Source organism: Paenibacillus sp. FSL R5-0407 (assembly GCF_038009185.1).
In the GTDB taxonomy this organism is placed as follows: domain Bacteria; phylum Bacillota; class Bacilli; order Paenibacillales; family Paenibacillaceae; genus Fontibacillus; species Fontibacillus vini.
In genome coordinates this window covers 372,096-398,842 of sequence record NZ_JBBPAX010000002.1, presented here as the reverse complement: position 1 = coordinate 398,842, position 26,747 = coordinate 372,096, and the positions used below count along the sequence as shown (strand labels likewise).

Below are 26,747 nucleotides of genomic sequence, written 5' to 3'. Positions count from 1 at the left end.
ATGGCCTGATTTGAATATTAAAAGGGTTGCTCTTACGGAAATGACGTTCCGCGGGGCAGCCCTTTTTATGTGTAACGATGCGGAATCCATAATAATGCACCTTTTTTCCATACAAACGCACACCGGAGTGAAAGCGCTTTTAACTTAAGATGGAGAAGAAAATACCTATAAGATAAAGGAGGTCAATGCAAATGAAAAAAATCAGGCCGATGATTGCGGGATTGCTTGCCGTATTGTTGATATGGTCCGCATTCCCCGCATATCCGGCACAAGCGGCTGCAGGCGGTACGGGAGCCGGAGACATTCCCGCAGGAAAAGTGATGATCAAGAACAAATGGAAAAGCAATTATTTGTACGAGGATTCGAACGGTATCGTTCGGTATGGGCTCACCAATCCCAGCGACGAGTCGGCTCACTGGATCGTGGTGACGGAAGGCGGCATTTCGCGAATCCAGAACAGCAAGACTGGCAACTACATATCTCTGGCTCGCACGACGCAGCGCAATCAGCCGCTAACCACAACTGCATCGTCGGATACCGCTGCGGAACAATGGATCATAGACAAATCCAACCGGGACGGGTTCATGGTTGTCCGCAGCGCAAGCGTGCCGGAAGGAAATCTGGTCATTCACGAAGAAGACCAGCTTGGCTTTGCCGAAGCCAGTTCGGACATTAACATTACGTTTGAAAGCCCGCAGTGGGCTTTTATCTCCGTCGATGATGCAGCGGTTCGTATCGAAAGTTTGATGCGTCCCGGGAGTGTCATTTTTGAGCAGGACGGACAAGTCAAACACGGCGTTAAGGCGGCCGATGATCCATCCGCCCAGTGGCTCTTCGAACAGAACGACAGCGGGAAGATCACCATCCGCAATAAGGCGACCGGACATGTAATTTTGCAGAATGAAACGACTTGGGCGGGGATCTTAACCGGTGATCCCTTACCGGATAAACCGGGCTTAAGCTTGTGGAATATGAAGGATGCGACCGGCCAGCCGGGGTTCGTCGCGTTCGAGAACGCAGAAATGCCCGGAAACTATATGAATCCTCAATTCCCGGATGATGATGACGTCCGCTCCAACGATTGGGCGGGCGGAGCCGACGGCGTAAACGCCTTATGGAAGGTCAAACCGGTGTCGGAGTTGCCGGCGGTCCGGATCGGGGCTTATAGTGATGCCAAAGCGGCCACCGATTTTCTTTATGAGGATAATGGAACGGTGAAGCATGGCGCCATTAGCGGCGGAAGCGGGTCTTCCGACGACCGGTATTTATGGATCGTGGAGGATTATGATACAAGCAAGCGAATCCGGAATGCCGCCAGTAATCATTATTTAAACACCGACGGTAATCACCTGCTGACCGGTCCCGTCAGCGTGACGGATGCGACGTATACATGGTCGCTTACGGCATCGGAAGATTACGATGATTATCGAACGATCGAAAACAAAGGACTGCCCGGACAGTATATTTCAATCGGAGCTGGCGATAGCGTGATTGTCAGCGGAGATGCCGGAAGCCTTGGAGCGCAATGGGAAATGATCGATCCGTCCCTGCCGGTGGATGGGTCAGACGCTTACATTCGCATTCAAAATTCCTGGCAACCGTTTTATCTCTATGAAAACCAGGACGGAACGTTGAAATACGGAAATCCCCGGGAGGATGACCAGCGTGACCAGTGGCTTGTAGTCAAGCATCAGGGACGCAAGCTGTTCCAGAACCGGGAGACCGGACATTACATGAATATTGCCGATATGCCTGACGGTCATATCCAGGTAACTGCGCTCGCAGATCCCGGAAGCGTACCCGAATCCTATATTTGGAGCGCCAAAAACCTTGGCGGCGGTACTTATGTGATCAGCAGCGTGACCGATAAAGTACCCGGGGAACCTTTCAGCAAATTCATTTCGCTGCAAAATCTGACCAAGTATGCGGAGTACAGCGTCATTAATCCGAATTGGGGCAGCCCGCAGTGGAGATTTATCCCCGTAACGGAGCAGACCAATCCGTATTTCCGTTTCCAATTGAAGAATAGCGGTGGGCTCTACTTAAAAGATTCGGAAAGTGCCCAGTCCGTTGCCGATGCGACATATGGGGCGCCGGATGACTATTCGGTCTGGTTCTTGCAGCAGTCAGGGGGCAGCGGTGCGGTCATCATGAAAAATAAAGGCAGCGGGCGATCCCTGTCCATACAAAATCTGGCCGATGCGCAGGTGGAAGCCGAGGACGAGCCGACGCTTCCGGTAGAAACCCGAACCGAGGTTTACGAGGTCTGGGGAAGCATTAAATGGGTGGTCGAGCCTAAGCCGGGAACGGATGAAGTGACCATCAAAAGCGGCTGGACCGGACATTATCTGTATGCAGCCGAAAATGAACAAGGAAGTCCGGTTTTCAAAGTAAGCAGGGCACCCGGAGCGGGTGAACGTGCCGAAGCTGCTTTTATCGCCGAACCCGTGACGATTCCGGAGCAGCCTATCCCGGTTACGCCGGTAAGGATCAAGAGCGTAACGGGCGACTCCTATTTGTATGAAAACCCGGGAGGCGTGGTGCTGTACGGGAATTTGGAGGCGGACAACGGGTATTCCCATTGGACGATTCTCGCACAGGATAACGGTACAATGCTGATTAAGAACCGGGCGACCGGTCATTATCTGACCTTGACCGAAGACTATACGTTTTTGGAGAGCAGCCACGATTCTCCAGCCGCTGACGGCGCGTCGTCCTGGTCGGTGACGCGGGCGGAAGACGGCGTTAATGTGACGATCCGCAGCCAGTATGGCAATTACGACGACGAATATATCCATGTGCAAAATAATACCGGATATGCGGAACGCGGGCTTCTCCCGTCCTCATGGGGCTCGGTGCAATGGAGTCTCGTCCCGGCGCCGGAAGAATTCGAGACGCCCGAGATGGCGGAGCCGCGTAATCTGAATACGGCTACTCCAACACAGGACGATACAAACAAAATCATGATTTCGCCCAAGGATCAAAGCGGTAAAGTCCTGGCCGAATCAGGCGGTAAATTGGTCTACGCCGACGCGGCAAGCGCAAAGACGTCCGGCGAATGGCTGATGCAGGATTTCAATGGCCGCCATTTGATCAAGAACATCGCCACGGGGCATTATCTCGCGCTGAATGATAAGAACGCGCCAGCAATTGCCGCGTCCGGCAAATCCTTGGATTCGCAATGGATTGTCGAGGAGAAATTAGGTTACTTCACATTATCGAATTCAAAAGCCTCGGGGAAATTGCTGGACACCGCGCAAGGAGCGGGTTATGGAGAAGACGCATCCCAAGCGGAAGAATTATGGCGGTTTGAAGCCGTGGCTTCCGACGTGAAGTATCCTGCCTCGGATGCCTTTAACGGCGACAATGTTCTTCGCTTTGCCGTTCATGGTGATCATGCCGGGGAATACGACGGGGTTATTCGCTACCGGAACGACTCCGGTGCAGAGGGGCGGCTTCAACTTGTCGTCAACGGCTATCCGCAGCAAGAGTTGTCTCTCGCGCAGGAAGGCGGGTGGAGAACGGCCGAGGTGAAGCTGAATTTGCGCAGCGGCATGAACTCGGTTTCGCTGGAAGGTACGCAGGGAGGTCAAGACATTACGGCCATCGACTCCCTAACGGTGAAAAATAGCGTGAACAAAAAATATCGCGGAGCTACTGTGTCATACACCAGTTATGAAGCGGAGGATGCCGAGAGTAACGGTACGATCATCAAGCCTTCGCGGAAATTCCGCAGCATCGCTTCCGAGGCTTCCGGTCGTCAGGCTGTGAGCTTGAATCGGAGCGGCGACTTCGTCGAGTTTTCACTTGCCAAACCGGCCAACTCACTGGTAATCCGTTATTCGATTCCGGATAGCGCCGACGGGCAAGGCGCGGATGAAACCTTGTCCTTGTACGTGGACGGCGTATTCAAACAAACTTTGCGTCTGACTTCCAAGTATGCCTGGGAATACGGCAGCTATCCTTGGTCGAACGATCCGCGGCAAGGCAGCGGACACCGCTTCTTTGATGAAATTCATGCGCTGATCGGGGACGTCCCTGCGGGTGCGGTCATCAAGCTGCAAAAAGATGCCGGTGACCGGGCGGAATCCTACGTCATTGATCTCGTGGAAATGGAACAGGTAGAAGATGCGTATGGAATGCCTGCGGAAGGATTCTTGTCCGCAACCGATTTTGGGGCGGTTCCGAATGACGGCATGGACGATACTGCGGCATTTAAAGACGCCCTGGCGGCTGCGGCGAGCCAGGGGAAAGGCGTCTGGTTCCCGGAAGGCACGTTTAATTTCGGCGATGAACTGCTGGATCTGGAATCGGCGGTGATCCGTGGTGCGGGAATGTGGCATACGACTTTGAACGGGGCTAAATTTATGGGGCATGGAGGCAAGGTTGAGGTCTACGATTTGCTTATCGACGGCGGTATTAATGTCCGCGATGACGAGGCTATCACGAATGCGTTCCATGGGGCATTCGGTCCGGGTTCGGTCATCCAGCATGTATGGATTGAGCATACGAAAGCCGGTCTCTGGCTAACCCAGCCGATCGGAGAGGCCGCCCGTACGAACGGATTGTACATGATGGGACTTCGTATCCGCAATCTGATGGCGGATGGCATCAATTTTGCGGTAGGTACCGGTAACAGCATGATGGAACAGAGCGATATCCGTTACCCGGGCGATGACGGCATTGCCATGTGGTCGTTCACCGACCCGAAGCTTAGCGAAGTGAACGGGGCGGAGCGGACGCCAAGCGTAAACAACACGGCGCGCTTTAATACGGTAACCTTGCCTTGGCTGGCTGACAATATCGTCGTATTCGGCGGTAAAGACAACAAAGTACAAGATAATCTTGTAAAAGATACGGTAACGAACGGTGCAGGCATCGCGGTTTCGACCCGGTTTAATGCAGAACCGTTCGAAGGAACCACGGTAGTGGAGCGCAATACGCTAATCCGCACCGGCAGCTACGATACCGGATATGGCGTTAGCCTGGGGGCGTTGTGGTTATTTGCCGGGGAAAGCAATATGAATGGAAAAATCGTCGTTCGTGACAATGTGGCGAAGGACAGCACGTATTCCGGTCTGATCGCACATGGGGATTTTGCGATGAACGATGTGCTGCTGCAAAATTTGGTCATCGACGGTGCGGGCACCCATGGCGTTGACGTAACGCCGAACCTGAAAGGCTCCGCCACAGTCGACAATGTCATCGTGCGCGGCGACCGGATGAAGATGGTGTCCAATCCGGCGGGGGGATTTTCGTTCAAGGAGATCAACCAGGGCTTCGCTTCCGCCAAGAAGCCGGTCGTTGATCCGGGCGGTCCCGAGCAACCAGGAAACCCGGGGGACAACGGCGGAGGCAATGGCAGTGGCAACGGTAGTGGGGGCGGGGGTTCCGTTACGATTCCTTCAACAACCGGGACCAGTTCCTTCGACGACCAATTGAAAGCAGCTCTTGCATCCGGCCAAAGCCGGATCGAAATTAAAACGGGCGATCAAGGAAACGCAAGCTTCAATGCGGGCGCTCTTCTTGCGGCAGCTTCTTCCCGTCCGGACGCCATTCTGTCGGTAGTCGATACCGCAGCGAAGGCGGAGGTTCGCTTCCCGTTAAGATATGTGGAAGGCATTTTGAACCAGGCTAGGGTTGGCGATGCCGATCAGGCGGTCGTGAAGTTCAGCTTGACGAAGCTTACGGATACCGAGCAAGCGCAATCCGGCATTGCTCAAGCAGCAATCAAACAAGGCTTTAAGCTGCAGGGAAATGCCGCTGAATTTAAGGTTTCTGTAACTGAGGGCGTAAAAGAAACGCCGATCACCCGGTATGGTCCGGGATCTGTCGAACGTCTGCTTACGCTGGAAGGAACCTGGAATCCGCAGACCTCGGTCGGCCTTCGCTTTGATCCTTCCACGGGTACGCTTCGTTATGTGCCGGCCTTGTTCCAGGCCAACCCGGACGGATCGACCACGGTTACGTTCAAGACCGACGCGAACGGATTGTTTACCGTGGGGGTGAACGAAAAAACATTCTCCGACCTCGCCGGTCACTGGGCAAATAGTGACATCGGGAAGCTTGCTTCCCGGATGATCGTAAACGGCTTCCCGGACGGCCGATTTGGACCTGGGCAATCCGTGACGCGAGCCGAGTTCGCAGCGATGCTGGTACGGGCATTGGATCTGCGTAGCGATCCTGACAGCGGTCGCTTCGAGGATGTGGAGCCGGGCGACTGGTTCCATGAGGCGGCTTCCGCAGCCGCCGAAGCCGGCCTGATTCAGGGATATGCCGACGGAACCTTCCATCCAAACGCCGCAATTAGCCGTGAAGAGATGGCAGTCATGGCGGCGCGGGCCTTGAAGCTGCTTGATGCGAATGGCGATTTGCCACCAGCCGCCCGTCCTGGCAGCTTCCAGGACGCTGCCCGAATTCACGATTGGGCGCGCGAAGACGTGCAGACCTTGCTTGATGCAGGAATTATGCAGGGGCAATCGGAGGAACGGTTCGCACCGCAAAGCATCACGAGCCGTGCGGAAGCAGCAGTCGTACTGTCGCGCCTGCTGGTGCGGGGACAGTATATGAATCCGTGACAGGGCGGGAAATCCATCCGCCGTCGCCAAAAATGTAGAAAGACCGCCGGAGCTAACTGCTCCGGCGGTCTTTTTGTTAAGTATCTGCTAAGTTTGCGGAGCCAACTAACATCTCTCAATCCCAATTCTAACGGACACCAGGGCCGCTATTGGATCGAAAACGGCTGCTTTGCAAATCTAACGGACACAGAGGCCCTTAACTCACTCCATTGGCCCGAAACTAGGCGTTCAACCAGCATTTAAGGGCCGTCATGTCCGTTAGAAATTGAAATGCCTTGATTTCGGCGTTTTAAGGGCCGTGGTGTCCGTTAGCCGAGGCCACGCGGAGGAACCAACCGCCATTAGGGATTGACACTTACTTTCCATGCCTTTCGGCTGCACCTTGCACTCCCAGCGCTAATCTCAATCTAACGGACACCAGAGCCGTTATTGGATCGATAATAGCTGCTTTGCAAAACTAACGGACACAGAGGCCCTTAACTCACTCCATTGGCCCGAAAATAGGCGTTCTACCAGCCCTTAAGGTCCCTCATGTCCGTTAGAATTTGAAACGCCGTGATTTCGGCGTTTTAAGGGCTGTGGTGTCCGTTAGCCGAAAAAATCTGTTCAAGCCTCACTCGGTCAAATGGCCTGAATTACTCGTAATTGAGCGGAACGAGTTCACTGCGAAAATGCTCCAGTGATTCCGTGAGTTTGTATTTGTTCTTTGCCGCTTCATCCATGAAGGCCTTCAGATCGTCCAACAGCGGGCTGGATCCGGAAGCTGCCTCTTTAAGCGCTGATTCGTAAGCTTTTTGAGCGTCAGGTTCCATTTGTTTGTTGTCGTAATCGAATAGCGGGGTATTGTTCGCACCGTAAAATACGGTCGTCGTGTAATTGGTAAGCATGGCCTTCACTTCTTTAATTCGCTTGGAGTCCGGGTATTGTTTGGTGAAGTTTTCGGCGGCAAGTGCCCGGGTCAGGAGTTCATCCCAACCGATGACAAGCGCGGCGTCCCGAAGCGAACGCTCTCCGGATTCCTTCGCCTTTAACTGCAAATAATCCTTTACATCTCCGGTGGCTTTGTCGGCGTACGCCGCGGCTACTCTGTAATCGGGATCCGGATTGAACATGCCTTCGGTCGGATCAAGCTGGTAGCCGCTGTTCTTGGTCTCCGTAAACAGGGCCTTCAGTTTTTCGTCAGTTGCCTTGCCGATCAATTCGTCTAAAGAATCGCCGATCTCGAATATTTTTCCAATCTTCTCCTGAGTATCCCCTTCGTAAAAACGGTCCGCGAGGCCTCCCAGCGCCGCAATCTGGGCATCTTCCACCGACAACAACAGATGGGAAACCCGCTCAGGGGTTAAGCTGTCCACATGCTTTTCAATAAACTCGAAAGCTTCCGGAAGCTTGTTGCCTTCTTGTTGGAGCAAGGCGTCAAATTCGGCGACCAATTGATCCTGCGCCGCTTCCGATTCCTCCCCGGCAGCACCGTTATTTCCTGCTTTGCCGGAATTGTCGTTTGGAGCGGATGGGGTGTTTTCTTGAACCGTATTTGTGTCGTTGTTTTTTGTTTCCGATTTATCCCCGCATGCACTGAGGGTAAGCGCGGCGGAGAGAATCAAGGCCGCAATGAGCTTGCTTTTTTTCAAGTTGGTCATGTTGAAATTCTCCTCCTTGGGTGTTGGTTTCTTAAGTATTCTTTAAACGCATTACGGATAATAAATGTTTCAAAGTTTATTTTGTATATGAAAATATAGCTCACTATTAGTGACACAGAAACTATAATGAACTATAATCAAAAGGAATTATTCGTTATAACAGTTTTAAAAATTAATAATACAATTATCTCTGGAAAATGTGGTGAGGTGTATTGCATGATTTCGCTTCATGAAGTCAGTAAAAGCTACAGTTCCGGCGAGGGGGTCTTTAAAGCCGTCGAATCGGTTTCCCTTACGATCCGTGAAGGAAGTATTCACGGAATTATCGGCCCCAGCGGTGCGGGCAAATCGACGCTGCTGCGCATGATGAATGTGCTCGAGCCTCCCGACAGCGGAAAAGTAATTGTCGGCGGACAGGACCTGACCCGGCTTCCGGAAAGTCAGTTAAGGGTGGCTAGACGATCCATGGGCATGGTATTCCAGCAGTTTCACTTGCTCCATAACCGGACAGTAAGCGGAAATGTTGCCGTCCCGCTGGAACTTGCCGGGATGAGCAAGCGGCAACGGAAAGAACGGGTAGAGGAATGTCTGCAATTTGTTGGTTTGCGGGACAAGGCGAAGCAGTACCCGGCCCGGCTCAGCGGCGGACAGAAGCAGCGTGTTGCGATTGCCAGGGCGCTCGCCCATCGTCCTGCCGTGCTGCTTTGCGATGAACCGACCTCTTCCCTGGATTCCGTCACGACAGGAGAAATTCTGAATGTTCTGAGACACATCAATGAAACGCTGGGGGTAACCGTTGTTATCGTCACCCACGAAATGGATGTCGTGAAAGAGATCTGCCATGAGGTGTCGGTAGTGGAGCAAGGGCGGCTAACGGACGGCTTCGCGCTGGAGGAGCGTACCGCAAGGAATGTCCCACGCCATAAGCCGTCCTACCGGGAGTTGTTGCTTGGGAAGGCAGGGGTGTCTGATGTTTGACTTTTCCTTGATGCTTGAGAAGTTCATGGACTTTCGAATCCAGATTGCCGAGGCGGTCGGTGAAACGTTTCTTATGGTCGGAATCTCGGTCATGGCGGCCATATTGCTGGGACTTCCGTTGGGAACCATGCTGTATCTTACCGCCAAAGGCCAGCTCCGCGAAAACGCGACCTGGTCCATGATTCTCAATGGGTTCGTGAACATCGTTCGGTCGTTTCCGTTTCTGCTGCTTGTCGTTTTTATGATTCCCTTCACCAGATTCCTGGTGGGAACAGCGATCGGGACGATTGCAGCCTCCGTGCCCTTGGCAATCGTGTCGATTGCAATTTATGCGAGGCAGGTGGAGCAGTCGCTGTTTGAGGTCCCTCGCGGGGTAGTGGAAGCCGCTCAATCGATGGGAGCCTCGAAGCTGAAGATCGTTTATAAATTTCTCTACGTCGAAGCCCGTTCCGGCCTGGTGCTGGGACTCACAACATCGACTATCAGCTTTATTTCATACTCGACGGTGATGGGCGTTGTGGGCGGAGGAGGAGTCGGCGATTTTGCCATCAGGTACGGGTATCAGCGATTTGAGACAGAACTGATGGCGGCGGTCATCGTGCTGATGATCGTTCTGGTTCAATTGATCCAGTTTACCGGCAGCCTGATTTCGAGATGGCTGGATAAAAGATAAATGGTAAAAGACAAAAGATAACTAAACCATTGGAAGGATGTTGGAGATGCTGAAAATGAACAAAAAGTGGATGTTAGGACTGTTAGTTCTGGTAATGGTAGCCGTAGCTGGTTGCGGTAACGGAAATACTAAGGGTGCGGGGAACGCAGAGCAAAACGGCGACGCCTCTACGGCTCAAAACGGGGACGGCAAGGAGGTAACGTTGAAGGTAGCTACGCTGATCCCGCCGATGACGGATATTCTGGAATTGGTGAAACCGCTCCTGAAAGAGGATGGCATCAATTTGGAGCTGGTGGTGCTTTCCGACAATGTTCAGCCGAACGACGCGCTTGCAAACAAGGAAGTGGACGCGAACTTTTTTCAACATGTGCCTTATATGAATCAATATAATGAAAGCACGAACAGCGAGCTTGTAGCGGTACAGCCTGTCTATCATGCGGTCTACGGTGCATACTCGAAACGCTATAAGAAGATGGAGGAACTGCCTGAAGGAGCTACGATCGTCATAGCGAATGATGCTACCAACGCCGGGCGCTCGCTCGTCATGTTGGAGAAGGCCGGCATCATCAAGTTAAAAGAAGGCGTCGGAATCAACGCTACCGTTGCCGATATTACTGAAAATCCGAAAAAATATAAATTCGAAGAAGTGGATCTGTTGATGCTGGCCCGGATGCTTGATGACGCCGATTTGGTGCTGATGACTCCGGCCTATGCGAGTCCGATCGGCCTGACGCCTAAAAAGGATGCATTGCTGGTCGAAACGACGGAATCGGAATTTGCGATTACGATGGTAGCCCGTGCGGACAATAAAGATTCCGAGCCGATCAAGAAATTGGCGGAGCGCTTGTCCGGTCCTGAGGTGAAACAGTTCCTGGAATCACAATACAGTGAAATCGCCATTCCGGCATTTGAATAAACCAGCTCACTTTCAAAAAAATAGTGGGTTACAAAAATAAATTATAATGCTATAATGGTTGCAAATAAGGGTTATTTTCATAAAATAAGTCATATATATTTTCAATGTGATGATTGTTACAGAGAATGAGGATATGCTGCAGTATTATGAAGGCAACCTTTGAAATTTAAAAAATAAAAATACAATGAATATGGATCTTCGGGGTAAGGTGAAATTCCTGACCGGCGGTGATGGCTATTTTGAATGATAGCTTTAGCCCGCGACTCGCTATTCCTTTTGGAACGGCGACTGACTTGGTGAAATTCCAAGGCCGACGGTAAAGTCCGGATGGGAGAAGATCATTAATAAGCATGCGGCATAGAATATGCATTCCGCAAGCTTATTTGATCAGCCCCCGTTTATGTTGACCTATGTCAATTGGCGGGGGCTTTCTGCGTAGACCCCATATTCGAGAAGGAGTCGGGAATATGGAAAATGCATCAAGTGTAAGGGTACAAGTCAAGCCGCTCGCTAAGGCGCAAGGGACTTCTGCAAAAAGCGGGTTCTGGCTGGTCGTATTGGGGGCCGCTCTTTGGGGCGTTGACCCGTTGTTCCGTCTTATTTTGCTCAAATCGATTACTTCGGCCCAACTGGTCCTGCTGGAGCACATATTGATTGCGCTGGTGGTAGCTCCGATCTTATGGAAAAACCGCCGCGAACTTCTCGGCGTCGGCTGGAAGCAAGTTGGGGCGCTGCTCTTTATATCATGGGGCGGTTCCGCGATCGCCACAATCCTGTTCACGATGGGGCTGGCGAACGGAAATGTGAATGCGGTTCTGCTGCTTCAGAAACTCCAGCCTCTGTTCGCCATCATCATGGCCAGATTTCTGCTTAAGGAATCCCTGCCGCGTCATTTCTCGCTGTTATTCATTTTGGCGCTGGGCGGCACCTACTTGCTGACCTTCGGCTTCTCCATCCCGTTTGGACACTGGAACGATTTTATCCAGGTCGGAAGCTTGTTATCGATGGGCGCGGCGGCGCTATGGGGCGGATCGACGGTTATGGGGCGCTTGATGGTCGGACAGATGAAATACGAAACGGTTACGTCGCTTCGCTTCATATTGGCTCTGCCGCTCTTGCTTGTTGTGACTTGGAATGAAGGAGCAGCCTGGCATTTGCCGGGGAGCGCATCCGGAATTACGGCCTTTTCCTTGAATCTGCTCGGGCAGGCGCTTTTACCGGGATTGCTCAGCCTATTGGTTTACTATAAAGGATTAACGACGACGAAAGCATCCGTAGCTACGCTGGCCGAACTCAGCTTTCCGATGGTGGGCGTGCTTCTCAACTGGATCGCTTTTCAACAAATCATCACACTGGCCCAAGCGGTTGGATTCATTCTCATCTGGGCGGCATTGTTCGCCATTTCCAGACAAAATAATTCTTCACCGGCATAATGGTCATCATATAAGGATAAGCAAGGCTTTCGACAGGAAAATTGTCGGGAGTCTTGTTTTTTATTTATACTGGTTATTAAAAAGAAGGACTTTTCCCGTATTATAGCGAAAGGTTTGGGTATTATTTCCGTTTTATTTGCATAAACTTCCGACTTGGATAAGAAATGGATGATCTGAACATTATGCCTTTAAATTTAGACATGAAAACCGTGTTCATTTTGCTTGCGCTTGGTCATTTATTTACGGTAGTGCTTATAACCGCATATAGGCACAGGCAGCCGAGAGATACGGCGGTGAACACCTTTTATGCGGCGAAATGGTTCCAAGCGGCCACATGGGGAATTCTCGCTATTCCGATACTCGGCTCTCAAATGTTTTTTATTTCACTGGCCAATTCAATTTTTCTGCTCGGTACAGCTTTAGAGACGATGGCGCTATTGAAAGTAACGGGCGGATTCGGCAAAAGGTCCGGACGGTATTATTTAATCCTTACTTTGATATCCATTCTGAGCTATAATTTCGTAGTTCTGTTTTACAATACGGAAGGTCTGCGGATTTCGATCGTTTCGGTGGCGTCAGCGGCGTTCCTCTACCCGCCCGTTTACCGAATGATCACTTCGCCGGAGCGATCGTCCCTAAGCATTCTCATCGGATATATATATCTTCTCATGACCGTCGGACTGCTTGTCCGAACCGGCATGTCCTGGTTTTCTGTCGAAGCGGTGACGATGTTTGAACCGAACTTTTATCAAAGCTTGTCGTTTCTGTCCTTGTATCTCATTATGACCCTGGGAAATGCGGGGTTTGTTCTGCTGTCCAAAGAAAGATCCGACAGGGAATTGCTTAAGTTGGCCAGTTACGATGATTTAACGGGAGCGTTGAACCGTAGAACGTTTATTTTGGAAGCGAAGCGGAATTTATCCCTATATGAGAAAAAACAAATGCCCGTATCCTTCATCCTGCTGGATCTTGACGATTTCAAAACGATCAATGATACATACGGCCATGATATAGGCGACGAAGTGTTAAGGGATTTTTCGGATAAAATGCGAGGCCAACTAAAGGAAGCCGATTTATTCGGGAGATACGGTGGCGACGAGTTCGCCATTCTGCTGCCGGGAGCGGATGAGCTGAAATCCGATGAGGTGGCGGAATCGTTGAAGCTTTCGGTGGAACGGGCCTCTTGCGGGGGGCGGTCTTTCGAATACTCCATCAGCGTAGGAATCATTACCGTAGTGCCAGGGCCGGAGGTGCCGTTGGAAAGGCTGTATCAATCAAGTGACAAGGCGTTATACAAGGCCAAACAGGCAGGAAGAAACCGCGTGGCTCGCACCCGGCTTGAAGCTGAAGAAAACCAGAAGGGTACGGAAGAGTGGGCAAGACGATAAACCATAATCAGGGACCGGTCCAGTCATTGTGATGACTGGGGATCCGGTCCCTTTTTTAATAGCTATTTCATATCCATTTCTATAGTTGATTGTCCGTTAATGACCCGGTTGTTCATCCAGCCATAGAATGGCGGTTACGCCGCGGGGATAATACCGGCTGCCGCAGATAACTCCGGCGAGCATCTGGTCGCTCCAGCTCCAATAAGCGTTCGAATCGGATGTCAGCCATGCGGCATGTGCGGCATCGGCGGCTGCCCCTTGCTCATCCCAAGGGAGTCCCAGAATGTGGCGGGCGATGAACTGGCACAAATAGATTTTGCTGAGCCAGGAATTGTTGCTGGTCGAGGACAGCTTCCAACCGCCGTCTTCGAATAGACAGCTGCCGGGAACCAGCACAGTCTGAAAATGCTGTTTCAGTGCGGCGATATAAGTCCCGAACCGCCCGTTTGCGTCAAGTGCTTCTTTGCATCCCGTATATAGTGGAAATACAAGGCCTTCGATCGCCGGGATAATCCGGGAGTCGTTATTTTCCCCAATCACCGCAGGAATGTAGCCGCCCGGCAGCAGATGCGCGGAGATCGTGCCGGCGCAGCGCTCGGCTTGTTCGCCGGCAAGCTTGGCGTGATCCAGACGTCCGGTTTCCAGAAATAGCTTCTCCATCGCAACATAAGCCGCCCAGCTTTTGCCCGCCAAATAAATGTTGTTACGGGCTTGGCCGAGCGAGACGTCCAGGCTGTCGTAGGTCGTAATTTCCGCGCCGCCCATCGTCCGGGAACTGTCCAGCCCCATAATACCGCTGCGCTGCGCCGGGTCCGGATGGTCCCGGTTGACCATGCTGTCCAGACATTGCTCGAAAATACCCAAATTGCGGTCCAACCATTCTTTATCCCCGGTTTGTTCCACATAGACGGAGGCGCACAGCACCCAGTTGACCAGCTGCTCATGAGTCATATGGGAGAAGCAATCCTTAATCGCATGCAATTCATAGGACGAGTAGCCTGGACGCGAAAAAGAATTCGCTACACCCATATCATGTGTAAAGCTGATGCCGCCGGGATAAACGGCGTCGTCGCCCGGAAGGGAGACGGTGTCCTCATAGCTGTAACGGTTCACGAAGAGATCGAGCTCGTTTTTAACCGTCCACGGATTCATTTTCAGTTCATAAAACAGCTGATCCACCGTCAAATCGAACGTGTTCATCATCCGGTATTCGCCCTCATTGACGATCCACAGCGCCTTGCCCTGATGGTCCAGGAGCTCCGTCGATCCGTAGTAGCTCCGGATGGCATGGGTCAGCATGAAGCGCTGATCCTCATTCAGATGGGATGCTCCGGTGATTAGTTTATCGCTTCTGCGGGCCGACTCCACTTTTTCCTCAAAATGCTCTAACGCATAGGCTGCCACTTCTTCGATGTTGGCGAAATAACGGGTGTAGTAATAGGAAGCATCCAGTCCTGTTGTCACGTAACCGGCTCTATAGAAGCAAAGCGCAAAGCGGTAGGTGGCTTTTTCGCCTGCCGGCGTATCCATCAGCAGGGCGCCCACGGGTCCCAGTCCGAACCGCAGGTTCTCCTCCGTTTTAGGCTCGAGAATGGCTTCCATCGTGAAAAATCCGGCGCTCTTCACCCGTCTGTCGTTGGTCGCAATCGCGGTATGCCGGCCTTGACCGACGCCGACAATGTCTCCCCCGGTCGTATCTTCCAGTCGTCTGACGGAGGAATAAGGGTCGTTGCCCTGGAAACCGAAGAAGGCTTTGCGGTCAGACGTTCCGCGAGTGTTGTCGACCGTGATTTCCGCCAGTATGGCGGGCATCAGCGCGAAAGCCAATTCTTTATCGTCCGCGGAAGCCGGATCGGGAACGCTGCCGAAAGGCGAGTACAACCGGAAGGTCAAATCACCGGCCTGCCATTCGTCCGTGGCCGCGCCGAACCGGCGTGAAATGGACTCGCGGGGAAAAGGGAGGATCAAAGCGTCGTCTTGATTGCTGCCGTTATCATCGGCATCGTCGTGTTCCGAGGTATAACGGTCACGTTCGTCCTGGCCTTCCCCATAAAAAGGCAGGGCCCGATACCGCTGCTGCCCCTCCTCCTGAAGCCCGATATATATATTCTGGTTTGGCGGGCTGCCAAGCTCCAGATCAAACCCTCCGCTCTTGCCCGGATAACCCAGCGTAAAGCTGGCAAAGGCTCCAACCGGGGAGTGGTGGGCGTTGAAAAATTTATTTTTACCCATCTTGATTACCTCCTGTTCTAAATGTAAGCGTTATGATAACTTGATTATATCAAGGGTAATTATGAAGTCCTATGTCCAAAGCGTTTATCAATTTATCCAAATCGTTCAGATTAATTAATTTATCGGATACAGGAGGGGCGGGATTATGAATATTTCGGAGGAACATCACATTGCTGAATTTATGCTGCCGGACATGGATTCCACCTTTCGGATTTTTGCGGCTCATTTGCGCACCGTGACACAGGATTGGTCTTATCCGCGTCATACCCATCCGCTGTTTGAAGTAAATTTACTTCTGGCGGGCAGACAGGAAATGATCGTAAACGGCCAGCGTTTCGTACAGGAACCTGGCGATCTTATGCTTCTGCGGCCGGAGGATGTGCATGAGAGCCGTGCGGCGAGTTCCGAGAGGATGACCTATTATTGTCTGCATTTTAATGTGGATGATCGCGTGCTTCGCGAAATGCTCTGTCAGGGAGGAAGATTTCACTTCGAGGAAAACAGTCCGCTGGTCAAAACGATTCGGCCCAGCCTGGATAAATTAATACAGCTTACCTCCGGCGAAGGCACGGTGAAGCTCTCCAATAGAATGCGAGCGCTGTCCGCCGTATTTGAATTGTTTGCGGGCCTTGGCGAAACGCTTGTCGAACAGAATCGGGTGGAAACTCCTAACGGCAGGATGGCGCGGATCGCTGCCGAGATAGCGGCGGGACTGGAGAAAAGCGTGGAAGCGCCGGAATCGGAGTGGCTTGCCGATGCCGATGGGGAAGAACCTTCCGACCTCTCGCGGGAAACCGTGGCGGCCGTGACCGAAGGCTTGGGGTACAGCGCTTCCTCCTGCAACCGGATGTTTCATCGGGTGTACGGCATGTCCCCGCGCCAATATTTATCCGCGTTGAAGCTCAAAAAGGCCAAGCTGCTGCTGATGGAATCGGCGCTCTCGGTGGAGGCCGTCTCCGCGCGGCTAGGATACAAGGATATCGCGCATTTCAGCCGCCAATTCAAACGCTGGACCGGGGAGCCGCCGGGCAAGTTCCGTGCCAGATTCCATATTTGATAGTCGCGGAAAACGAAGTGAAGTAAAATGAAATTCAACTGATTTAATAATTTTGGAGGCGTTGACTTTATGATGCATACACCCGATGACCAATTGAAGGTCCCGGAAAGAAAACGAATTGTTTTTTTAGGCGACAGCATTACGGAAAACGGAGCTTACATTCGTTATCTTGACGCTTATTTTTTCAAGTATTTTCCCCATCACAGCCTGGAATTGATCAACCTGGGCGTCAGCAGTGAAACGGTGGCCGGCACGAATGAACCGAGTCACCCGTTTCCGCGTCCATGCTTGCATGAACGGCTGGAACGGGCGCTCGAGGAGAGTAAGCCGGATTGGGTGTTTCTGTGCTACGGGATGAACGACGGGATTTATCATTCGTTTTCGGAGGAGCGTTTCGCGCTATTCCGGAACGGAATGAAGAAGGCGGTCGAGCGGATCGGACAGACGGGGGCCAGGGTGATTTTGATGACTCCGCCGCCGTATGACGTGCTGTCGATCAACGGAGAGGCCCAGCCGGACGGATTGCAGGAGTATGCTTTTGAAACGCCTTACAGGGATTATAACGGTGTACTTGGAAAGTATGCCGACTGGGTGAAGGAATACGGAGCGGAGCAAGGCTATACCGTGGTGAATCTCCGGGAGCCGATGATGTCCTTTATCGCCGGACGGAGAGAAGCCGATCCGGCATACAAGTACAACGACGGAGTCCATCCGGAAGATGACGGCCACTGGGTAATGGCCCGCACGATTCTTGGTGACGTCTTCGGTATTGAGCCCGAGCGTACGCCGGAATGGGCCAAGAGTATGGACGGAGATTTTATCCGTGCCGTATCCCGCCGCAGGGATGTGCTGAATGCGGCATGGCGCGAGCATGTGGGCCACAGCAATCCGGATAAATTCGAGGGGTTACCGTTGGCGGACGCCTTAAGGCTGGCGGATTCCATCCTTGAAGACATCCGTATGGCAGCGGAGCAAGCCTAAATATCGAGGATTGACTTGAATGTAATTTCAAGCAATCCTCTTTTTTTTACATAAGTCCTTGATAAAAAGGAAGTTCCGATAACATTCCCCCGGTACACTCAAGGTTAAAATCATACGAATATGGGGGAATGGTTTTGAAATCGAAGACGGTTAGCTTGATTTCGCTGCTGCTGGCTGCGGAAATGATTCTGGGATCACTGGTACCGGGTACCGTTCGGGCCGAGGAGATACTGCCGGCAGCTTCAGAAGCGGGACCCGGAGTGATTTCCGGTGATATGGAGACTACTGCGTTTGCTCTTGTAGATACCGATGCGGATGCGGCTGCCAAATCAGGCACTGAAGGACAGGCAACCCAGGATTTCGGGTTATCCGACGTTGCATTGCCTGCTGCTCAGGCAGGGAAATTCTATAACGTCACCCTGGACGTTTATGGAGGACAGGCTCCATACAGTTATGAGGCGGAAGGGCTTCCGGCAGGCCTGACTTTGGGAGCGGCCGAAGGCAAGCTGGAGGGAACACCTGAGCCGGGAACGGAAGGAACTTATCCGGTTACGGTTAAAGTTACGGACGCTTCCCTTCCCGCCCGCAGCTTCAGCAGCACGCTGGTGCTGGAAGTGAAGCCGGAGGAGACCGGAAGCGTCCTTCAGCCGGCTATCGATACTTTGCAAATCAGCAAGATCGCCGGATATGCTGTCGGAACTACGAATAAAGACGGCGGAGTAGCCGAAATTGTGAGATTCAACCGGGATAACGGAAAGTTTTATCTGGTGAACGGATCCACGACCCCGCCATCCATCGATATCGTTCCGCTTACGGGGGACGGCACGCTCACAAAGGAAAAGAGCATTGATGTCAATGCGCTCGCTGAATCCGGAGGTTTTCAATTCGGAGACCTGACCAGTCTGGACATCAATTCCGCGACAGGGACAATTGCTGCGGCGGTGCAGGAAGCCGCGTATGACAAGAACGGGAGAATTCTGCTGCTCGACTATGACGGGAATTTCTTGCAGTCCTATGAAGCCGGGGTTCAGCCCGATATGGTGAAATATACATCGGATGGCCGTTATATTCTAACGGCGGATGAAGGGGAACCGCGCGAAGAGGGTGTAGACCCCGAAGGCAGCGTGACGATCGTAGATACGCAAGAGGGTAAGGTTACCCGTGTTAAATTTGATGATCCAAGCGTGATTGATGATCTCGTACACATTCGCGGCACATCGGATGCGAAAGGGAAGATTACCGGAAGCGGAGATAAGGCCGACGCTGTGCATGATCTTGAGCCGGAATATATCGCTCTTTCCGCCGATGAGTTGACGGCTTATGTGTCGCTTCAGGAGAACAATGCAGTGGCGATTATCGACATCCCCTCCGGTAAAGTGGTCGGTGTTCACGGACTAGGGTACAAGGACCTGAATGATCCGCGAAATGCGCTCGATCTGGTGAACGACGGAGCGATCAAGCTTGAAAATGTGCCTTTCTATGGCATGTATATGCCTGACGGGATCGCTTCTTACACGGCGGGTGGACAGACTTATCTGTTGACCGCCAATGAAGGAGATGTTACCGAATGGCCAGGCCGTGAGAACGGCAGCAAAATTTCGAAGCTGGTCGACTTGAATCCGGGTTCGGAGGCGGCACTCTTTTTACAGGGAAAAGAGGCTGTCTATGGCAAGACCGAAGTCGCCGGGGATATGGGGAATGACGGGGTTTATCTCTACGGCGGACGTTCGTTCTCCGTTTGGAATGCGGGTGATCTGACCCAGGTATATGATAGCGGAAACGACTTTGAACGGATTACCGGGGAGCGCTTGCCGGACTATTTCAATGTCAGCAACAGCAAGGTGGAGAAGGACGACCGCAGTGCCAAAAAAGGGCCTGAACCGGAATACGTTGCCGTCGGGGAGGTCGGAAGCAAAGTCTTTGCGTTTATCGGACTGGAGCGGATCGGCGGGGTGATGACTTATGAAATTACCGATCCGGAACATCCGGTATTCGTGAATTATACCAACACGCGCGATTTTGCCGCCGGCCTGAACACGGATTCGGGTCCTGAAGGACTGGAATTCATTCCGGCTTCCGACAGCCCGACGGGCCGTCCGCTTCTGCTTGTAGCCAATGAGGTTGGCGGAACGGTAGCCGTTCTGGAACTGAAAGTTACGAAGGTTACGCTCGATAAGACGGCTTTGTCGCTGACGGTCGGCGGTCCCGCAGGCAAGCTGAATGCTTCGGCGGAAACCGGTGACGGTGCCGGTGCGGAGGTTCGGTGGAGCTCGGCGGACCCGCAAGTGGCTGAAGTTGATAACGAAGGAAACGTAATGCCAAAGGCGGCAGGGCAAACCGTGGTCACAGCGCGAAGCGAAGATGGTTATGGAATGGCGGAAGCCGTCGTTACGGTAAGTGAAGCTGACGCGGATACATGGAAGCTGACAGTGATGCATACCAACGATACGCATGCTCATTTGGCCGAGGTGGCGCGGCGGGCGACGCTGGTGAAGCAGATCCGCGGCGAAGGGGGCAACAGCCTGCTGCTGGATGCCGGGGATGTTTTCTCGGGGGATCTTTATTTTACGAAGTGGCAAGGGTCCGCAGATTTGACCTTTATGAACTATTTGCAATATGACGCCATGACGTTCGGAAATCATGAGTTTGACAAAGGAACCGGGGTGCTGGCCGAATTTGTGAAAAATGCACATTTTCCGCTGGTCAGCTCAAACATTGATTTCAGCAAGGATAAGAATATAGCGCCGCTGTTTAAAGAACCTGTCTCGTTCGGCGCCAGTAAGGATGGATCGGGTGTCAAATCGGGGGTATATCCGTATGTTGTTCTGGAGGTTGACGGGCATCGTGTCGGTGTGTTCGGCATGACGACCGAGGATACCAAAGAAACGTCCAGTCCCGGAAAAGACGTAGTGTTCCGCAACGCCGAAATTGCGGCGGAAGAGACGGTTCGGGCTATGGAAAAGGAAGGAATCAACATCATCATCGGACTATCGCACTTGGGATATGCGCGGGACAAGGGATTGGCCAAAAACGTAGAAGGCATTGACCTGATCGTCGGCGGCCACACGCATACGAAGCTGGATACTCCGGACGTAGTCATCGATGAAGTTCATCAGACGCCTACACTGGTTGTTCAAGCGAACGAGTGGGGGAAATTCCTCGGTCGCGTCGACCTGGTATTCGATAGTCAAGGTAACGTATTGACGGACCCGGGGCAAACGGGGGGCGGTTTGATTACCGTTGACAGTAAAGTGGAAGAAGATTCCATAGTCAAGGAAATGCTGGCCCCATACAATGCGGAGCTGGAGGAATTGAAGAAGCAGGTTGTGGGGGTCGCGGCTGCCGTTCTGGACGGGGAACGCGCTCAGGTTCGGTCGAAGGAAACGAACCTCGGCAACCTGATTGCTGACGGAATGCTGGCCAAGGCGAAAGCTTTGAAGGATGCGAATATCGCTCTGATGAACGGCGGAGGAATCCGCGCTTCGATCGATCAAGGGGATATTACGATGGGCGAGCTGCGGACGGTCATGCCGTTCGGTAATACGCTGTATGTGCTGGATGTGACCGGGCAACAGCTCAAAGACGGCCTGGAAAACGGGATCAGCGGCGCCAAGTCGGCCGATCTTCCGGGGAAATTCCCGCAAATCGCAGGCATGAAGTTTAAGTGGGATCCGGCTCAGCCTGCCGGGGCGAAGGTGTTCGATGTACAAATCAAACAGGGACAGGGATTCGTGCCGCTGGATTTGAAAGCAAACTACCGGCTGGCTACCAACAGTTTTGTAGCTAACGGGGGAGATGGATATGCTTCCTTTGCACAGGCGATCGAGCAAGGGGCATATCATGAGGATCTCGGGTATCCCGACTACGAAATATTTATGGAATATGTGGCAGCACTGGGCGGTACGGTCACGCCAAAAGTGGAAGGCAGGATCATCGAGCAGGCAAAGCCTGGAGAGGTCGGCGGGAACCCGGGCGGCTCCTCGCCAGGCAGTGGCAGCGGTACAGGCTCTGTGACATCCCCGGGAGCGGCGTCGCCTTCGGCGGGCCAGGAGCCATCCGGTTCCCAGGAGTCCGTGAGTGCGGCTGAGCTTGCCGGAGATTCGCTGAAACGTTGGGAGACGGTAAATGCGGCCGGACAAAGCATCACGCGGGTGAGCGTGATGTCGACGGAGATATTACAGTCTGCTCTTGATGCAGCTTCTTCAAATCCGCAGGGCGAGCTATTGATTTCACTTCCGGAGTTGAAGGGCGGAGTGGAACTCCAACTCCCGCTTCAAACCTTGGCGGCCGGAATCAAAAAGGGCAGCCAGGTCGCGCTCGTGATCGAAACTGCTCTGGGGACTTATCATCTTCCGCTGGGAACGCTTGGACAGAGCTTGAACCATGGAGGAAACCTGTCCGTATCGATCGTTCCGGTAACGGCCTCCTTACAGAAAGAGTTGAATCTTAAAACGACAGCTTTGGGAGGTTCCGTCATAGATGCTTCGGCCGTTGACTTCCGCGTATCCGTCGGTTCGGACGGACAGGAGCAGCAAGTTGTTGATTTAGGCATGAAATATATCAGCCGCGTCGTTTTCCTTGAGGGGGCGGGCGCTAATGTCATCGCGGTGAGATACGACGAGCGTGACGGGAAGCTGTATCCCGTACCGGCCGTAAGCAGAAGCGAGAACGGAAAGGCGCGTCTGGAAATAAAATCTCCGGAAAATGGAGTCTTTATGGTCATCGGGTTCCGGAAACAATTCAATGACGCCAACGGACATTGGGCGGAACGCGAAATTGAAGCTATGGCTTCGAAGCTCATTGTCCAAGGGATTAATGACAGTCATTTTGCGCCTGGTCGGGAGATTACGAGAGCTGAGTTCACGGCCCTGCTCGTAAGAAGCTTGGGACTGTCGCCCAAGGCTTCCGGCAGCGGATTCGGTGATGTCGCGACAGGCGGCCCTCTATCCGGAGAAATCGGCGCTGCGGTCGCCTCCGGCTTGGTGAACGGAAAAGGAACGAACGCATTCATGCCGGACGACCGTATCACCCGGGCCGAGATGGCGGTTATGGTTTCGCGGGCTATCCGGCTCCTTGAAACCGGCCGCACGGAAGTAGAAAACGAGCTGAATGCGGCACAAGCGTTGGCCCGTTACTCCGATAGCGCAGCCATCCCCGACTGGGCGGTTTCCAGTGCCGGATTGCTTACGCAACGCAGCATCGTGCAAGGGGATGCGGACGGGGAATTCACTCCTTCAGGATTTACAACCCGCGCCGAGGCCACGGTCATCCTGCTAAGAATGATGCAAGCTTTGGAGTTGGCGGATTAGGAACTCCGCGTATCAAAGAATTAGAGTAGTCACTAAGTTATAAGAAAACGCGCGAGCGTATGGGTGGTGACTTAACCCATACAACTCGCGCTATTTGATTTCTATTTGCTGCTGAAATATTTTATTTCACAAAATGGGAGACCACGAAGACGGCAGGGGAGTTCCAGTAAATCGTCACCTCATTGCCGGCATAGCTGAGCTCGTCGTCGATAAAGCATTCGGCGGGCGCTTTGCCTTGCAGGTGCTCCATCATGCAGTCATCGTTCAGCCCGCGGTTCGGACCGCCGGCTACGAGACCGGGCACAGGGGCGGCCACGCTGTCGCCGACAGAAGGACGATGGTGCGGATGCATCACCGGGCGATCGCCATAACCGGTCACATAGCTGATATCAAGCGGGTTGCGGCCCATTAAATAATGAATATGGTCCAGCGCCATAGCTTCATACTTGTCGTTGCCGCTAAGATGGTAGGCGATCAGCAGCAGCATGGCTCTATTCATAACGACCATATTGCTGCCCCAGATGTAATCCGCCGAGGTTAGCGAAATACCGTAGCCGTCAGCGGTGCTGATCGCCGCCAGCTTGTCGGCTTCCTCCAGCAGTCCGTCTTTAAGCCAGTTAAGCAAAGCGTTATCGCCCTTAGCGGAATCCTGGAGCAGATAAGCGAAGGTTCCATAACCGCCCATATCGGCCCAACCCAATTCGTATTTCGGGAACTGCTGCGCAGCCAGCGCTTTGAAATGCGTATGATAGGTTTCGTCTCCGGTCGTCCGGAACAATTCGGCAGCCGCCCAGTAACGCTCATCCAGATCCTGTTCATCCCCGTATTCCCCAGTACCGATATCCTGCGGGTTTTTAAAGCCCGGAACTTCAGGATGATCCAGCAACCACTGCCAAGCCCGCTTCGCGGCTTCCAGACAGCGGTCCGCAAAGACTTCGTCAAACGGGCGTAAAATCCGCGAAGCCATCGCCATGACGCCGGCCAAGCACCCGGTAGCCGTTGCCGAAACAGGGAGGAAATACAAATCCGCCAGATCGTCTTCCGGCATGACATTCAAAGCCGGAAATTGCTTGGTCGTCAATTTGTGAAACGCGCCGCCGGTACGGTCATCCTGCATTTTGAACAGCCATTCCAGTTCATAACGGCATTCATGCAGCACATCCGGCGTGATGCCGTCCGTTTCCGGAATCGGAAGCGGGGACCGGAACGCCTGTGGGTTTAGTTCGAAGGCAAGCAGCAGGTCAGCAACCGCTTTGGCGCCAGGGCCGGTGTATTGGCCGTAGTCTCCGGCATCATGCCAGCCCCCCGTGCTGTTCAGCTTCACTTCGGGATCATCGTATACGGTTCCGTCCGCCAGATGGCACGCTGCATGACTCCAGGGTCCGGCATATTCTTCACTCAAATCGCATCCGCAGCGGAAAAGATAAAAAGCTTTTAAAAGACCCTGATGGAGCTCCTTATACGGGTTATCCGCAATGACAAACGGAGCGGAAATCTCATCGCCTAGTCTGACATAATAGCTGCCGGGTTCTGCAAGCGCCGAGAAGTCGCCTGAGCAAACCGCCGTTCCCGCGGCCTCGTCAGGTTGCAAGGGTCCGGTTTCTCCCTGAAAAACCGGCTTGCCGGTAACCGAATGGATAACTTCGAATGTTCCTGATTTGCCTGCGCTGATGACGGATTTTTTGGCATTTAACGGGTATCCGATCTGGTCGACGGTTAAACAGCGTTGTTTTGCTTGAGTCATTGGGAATCCCTCTTTTCCTGGTATAAAGTGTATTATCCGCTCTTCGGAAAACGTTTTCCGAGATATGTTCCATTATATCAAAAAAACAAAAACTTTATAGTGATAAATTGATGAATGCTATCAATAAAACATCTATTACAGGGCGAGAAATGAATTCTTCCGCTGATGTCGGCACTTATGCTACCATATAACTAATATTTGAAATGATGGAGCTACCTTGTAAATGAACTCACCGATTAGCATCTTTATTGTTTTGGCGGCATTGTCAGGTGTACTGAGTGTACTGCTTGCCATTTATGCGTTTGTGAACCGGAACAAGTATTCCGGAATCAACCTGTTTTTCTGGATCACCGGGCTGTCGGCCATTTATGCGTTCGGGTTTGCCTTCGAATTGACAGGGAACACATTGAAGGAAATTATGTTCTGGGCGAATGTGGAGTATGTAGGGATGCCCTTTATCGCTCCGCTTAGTTTGATGCTGGTCATGTACTATGTGGGGCTGGAGAAGTTTATAACTGGCCGGAAGCTTGTTCTGATGCTGATCATTCCGGCCATTACGCTGGTGATGATTACGACGAACGAGTGGCATCATCTGTTTTACCGAGACATTTATTTGAATCCCAATGCCCCCAGACCCATGATGGATATCGTGATGGGGGAGTGGTATGTCGTCCACGGAAGCTATACTGTCGGCTGTCTGCTGGTAGGTACTTTCCTGCTGCTGCGTTATTGGAACCGGAGAAAAAACGTGCTGAGACGCCAAGTAGCGGCTCTGTTAATCGGATTCGTTTTGCCGGGATTTGCTTCTTTTCTGTATTTGATGAAGCTGACTCCCTACGAGATGGACCTTGTACCGATCATCATGTGCGTGACTTCCTTCTTTTATATATGGGCTATCCGAACCTCCGGCTTGATGATCGTTGCGCCCGTGGCCAGAGAATATATTTTTGACAGTATGCGCGACGGTGTTCTGGTCGTCGATCCGGCCGGCCTGCTGGCGGACTTTAATCCTGCAGCGGCGATGATGATTCCCGGACTCAGTTCCGCGAATATCGGCAAGCCCGTTAGCGAACTCCGTTTGTCCGAAAACTTCAATGAGCCTGTCTTCGATTTTCATTCCGATCACAATGTGACCGATGAGAAAGAAATCAGCTGGAGCATCGGGCAGGAAACCTGTTATTATCATATTCACTCTTCTCCGGTCATTAACCGCAGAGGACGGTTCGTGGGGAAGACGATAACGGTGATGGATGTTACCGAGCGCGCCCGCATGGAGGAGAAATTGACCATGCTGGCCTCTTACGACGGGCTGACGGGGATTTTCAACCGGACCTTCTTTATGGAAACGGCGCGCGGTAAACTTGCGGCGGCCGAAAATGCTAAGGAATCTTTTTCGCTGATCGTTTTCGATATCGACTTTTTCAAACATATTAACGACCGGTTTGGGCACGGAGTGGGGGATCAGGCGCTTCGTCATATCGCAGCCCTCGGCGAACGGTATCTTATGGCCGGCGGCCTCCTCGGCAGATACGGAGGAGAGGAATTTGTCATTGGCCTCCCGGGGATTGATCTCCCTGAAGCGGCAGCCGCTGCTGAGAAATTACGCCGGGAAATCGAGAACACCCCGCTGAACTCGGCGGAAGGGCCGATCAGGATTACAGCCAGTTTCGGAGTCGCTGAATTCGGGTTGTCCGGACAGTCGCTGGAGGAGCTCTTTATGGAGGCGGACAGGGCGTTATACCGTTCCAAAGAGAACGGGAGAAACCGGGTGAGCACGGCGAAGGATGATTTGGTGCTCCAACGATAAAAGGGGGATTC

The 26,747-nt window shown here is 52.7% G+C and carries 13 protein-coding genes and 1 riboswitch; of the genes, 10 read left to right on the top strand and 3 right to left on the bottom strand.

Going from position 1 to position 26,747, the window contains the following annotated elements; translation table 11 throughout:
* The first annotated feature begins 191 nt into the window (after positions 1–191).
* Positions 192–6,578, top strand: coding sequence for an S-layer homology domain-containing protein (locus NYE70_RS21065; RefSeq protein ID WP_341047984.1), 6,387 nt, complete (start codon positions 192–194; stop codon positions 6,576–6,578).
* A gap of 635 nt (positions 6,579–7,213) precedes the next feature.
* Here the strand turns inward: NYE70_RS21065 and NYE70_RS21060 are convergent.
* Positions 7,214–8,218 (bottom strand): hypothetical protein, encoded by a 1,005-nt coding sequence (locus tag NYE70_RS21060; protein ID WP_290407004.1) that lies wholly within the window; start codon positions 8,216–8,218, stop codon positions 7,214–7,216.
* 216 nt (positions 8,219–8,434) lie between these two features.
* On the opposite strand from NYE70_RS21060, the gene NYE70_RS21055 reads away from it, so the two are divergent.
* The 5 genes from NYE70_RS21055 (at position 8,435) to NYE70_RS21035 (ending at position 13,606) form a co-directional block, all read left to right on the top strand.
* Positions 8,435–9,196: a methionine ABC transporter ATP-binding protein gene (locus NYE70_RS21055; protein WP_290407003.1), complete on the top strand. Its 762-nt coding sequence runs from the start codon at positions 8,435–8,437 to the stop codon at positions 9,194–9,196.
* Positions 9,197–9,206: 10 nt separating this feature from the next.
* Positions 9,207–9,869 carry a methionine ABC transporter permease gene (locus NYE70_RS21050; RefSeq protein WP_341047981.1) on the top strand — a complete coding sequence of 221 codons (663 nt, stop codon included), beginning with the start codon at positions 9,207–9,209 and terminating at the stop codon, positions 9,867–9,869.
* A gap of 55 nt (positions 9,870–9,924) precedes the next feature.
* Complete coding sequence (locus NYE70_RS21045; protein ID WP_341047979.1) at positions 9,925–10,785, top strand: MetQ/NlpA family ABC transporter substrate-binding protein; 861 nt, start codon at positions 9,925–9,927, stop codon at positions 10,783–10,785.
* Between the two features lie 190 nt (positions 10,786–10,975).
* A riboswitch (FMN riboswitch) is annotated at positions 10,976–11,128 on the top strand.
* 124 nt (positions 11,129–11,252) lie between these two features.
* Positions 11,253–12,218, top strand: a complete 966-nt coding sequence (locus NYE70_RS21040; protein ID WP_211021576.1) for a DMT family transporter — start codon at positions 11,253–11,255, stop codon at positions 12,216–12,218.
* A gap of 200 nt (positions 12,219–12,418) precedes the next feature.
* The gene (locus tag NYE70_RS21035; protein ID WP_341047978.1) at positions 12,419–13,606 is read left to right on the top strand and encodes a GGDEF domain-containing protein; all 1,188 of its coding nucleotides are present in this window, start codon (positions 12,419–12,421) and stop codon (positions 13,604–13,606) included.
* 96 nt (positions 13,607–13,702) lie between these two features.
* On the opposite strand, the gene NYE70_RS21030 is transcribed toward NYE70_RS21035, so the two are convergent.
* The gene (locus NYE70_RS21030; RefSeq protein WP_341047977.1) at positions 13,703–15,838 is read right to left on the bottom strand and encodes a glycoside hydrolase family 52 protein; all 2,136 of its coding nucleotides are present in this window, start codon (positions 15,836–15,838) and stop codon (positions 13,703–13,705) included.
* 145 nt (positions 15,839–15,983) lie between these two features.
* Here NYE70_RS21030 and NYE70_RS21025 point away from each other — a divergent pair, with 145 nt between their 5' ends.
* From NYE70_RS21025 to NYE70_RS21015, 3 genes are all read left to right on the top strand, one after another.
* Positions 15,984–16,895 carry an AraC family transcriptional regulator gene (locus NYE70_RS21025; RefSeq protein WP_341047974.1) on the top strand — a complete coding sequence of 304 codons (912 nt, stop codon included), beginning with the start codon at positions 15,984–15,986 and terminating at the stop codon, positions 16,893–16,895.
* Between the two features lie 69 nt (positions 16,896–16,964).
* Complete coding sequence (locus NYE70_RS21020; protein WP_341047972.1) at positions 16,965–17,876, top strand: SGNH/GDSL hydrolase family protein; 912 nt, start codon at positions 16,965–16,967, stop codon at positions 17,874–17,876.
* A 128-nt stretch (positions 17,877–18,004) separates the two neighbouring features.
* Positions 18,005–23,185, top strand: coding sequence for a choice-of-anchor I family protein (locus NYE70_RS21015; RefSeq protein WP_341047971.1), 5,181 nt, complete (start codon positions 18,005–18,007; stop codon positions 23,183–23,185).
* A gap of 121 nt (positions 23,186–23,306) precedes the next feature.
* Here NYE70_RS21015 and NYE70_RS21010 read toward each other — a convergent pair whose 3' ends face one another.
* The gene (locus NYE70_RS21010) at positions 23,307–24,929 is read right to left on the bottom strand and encodes a glycoside hydrolase family 9 protein (RefSeq protein WP_341047969.1); all 1,623 of its coding nucleotides are present in this window, start codon (positions 24,927–24,929) and stop codon (positions 23,307–23,309) included.
* A gap of 223 nt (positions 24,930–25,152) precedes the next feature.
* Between NYE70_RS21010 and NYE70_RS21005 the strand changes: the two genes are divergently transcribed.
* Entirely contained in the window at positions 25,153–26,736 is a 1,584-nt protein-coding gene (locus NYE70_RS21005) for a histidine kinase N-terminal 7TM domain-containing diguanylate cyclase (protein WP_341047967.1), read from the top strand.
* Positions 26,737–26,747: the final 11 nt, after the last annotated feature.

Coding starts and splice junctions, on each gene's coding strand:
- NYE70_RS21050 (WP_341047981.1), top strand. CDS start 9,207: ATGCTTGAGAAGTTCATGGACTTTCGAATCCAGATTGCCGAGGCGGTC.
- NYE70_RS21035 (WP_341047978.1), top strand. CDS start 12,419: ATGAAAACCGTGTTCATTTTGCTTGCGCTTGGTCATTTATTTACGGTA.
- NYE70_RS21040 (WP_211021576.1), top strand. CDS start 11,253: ATGGAAAATGCATCAAGTGTAAGGGTACAAGTCAAGCCGCTCGCTAAG.
- NYE70_RS21020 (WP_341047972.1), top strand. CDS start 16,965: ATGATGCATACACCCGATGACCAATTGAAGGTCCCGGAAAGAAAACGA.
- NYE70_RS21010 (WP_341047969.1), bottom strand. CDS start 24,929: ATGACTCAAGCAAAACAACGCTGTTTAACCGTCGACCAGATCGGATAC.
- NYE70_RS21030 (WP_341047977.1), bottom strand. CDS start 15,838: ATGGGTAAAAATAAATTTTTCAACGCCCACCACTCCCCGGTTGGAGCC.
- NYE70_RS21015 (WP_341047971.1), top strand. CDS start 18,005: ATGGTTTTGAAATCGAAGACGGTTAGCTTGATTTCGCTGCTGCTGGCT.
- NYE70_RS21065 (WP_341047984.1), top strand. CDS start 192: ATGAAAAAAATCAGGCCGATGATTGCGGGATTGCTTGCCGTATTGTTG.
- NYE70_RS21060 (WP_290407004.1), bottom strand. CDS start 8,218: ATGACCAACTTGAAAAAAAGCAAGCTCATTGCGGCCTTGATTCTCTCC.
- NYE70_RS21055 (WP_290407003.1), top strand. CDS start 8,435: ATGATTTCGCTTCATGAAGTCAGTAAAAGCTACAGTTCCGGCGAGGGG.
- NYE70_RS21045 (WP_341047979.1), top strand. CDS start 9,925: ATGAACAAAAAGTGGATGTTAGGACTGTTAGTTCTGGTAATGGTAGCC.
- NYE70_RS21025 (WP_341047974.1), top strand. CDS start 15,984: ATGAATATTTCGGAGGAACATCACATTGCTGAATTTATGCTGCCGGAC.
- NYE70_RS21005 (WP_341047967.1), top strand. CDS start 25,153: ATGAACTCACCGATTAGCATCTTTATTGTTTTGGCGGCATTGTCAGGT.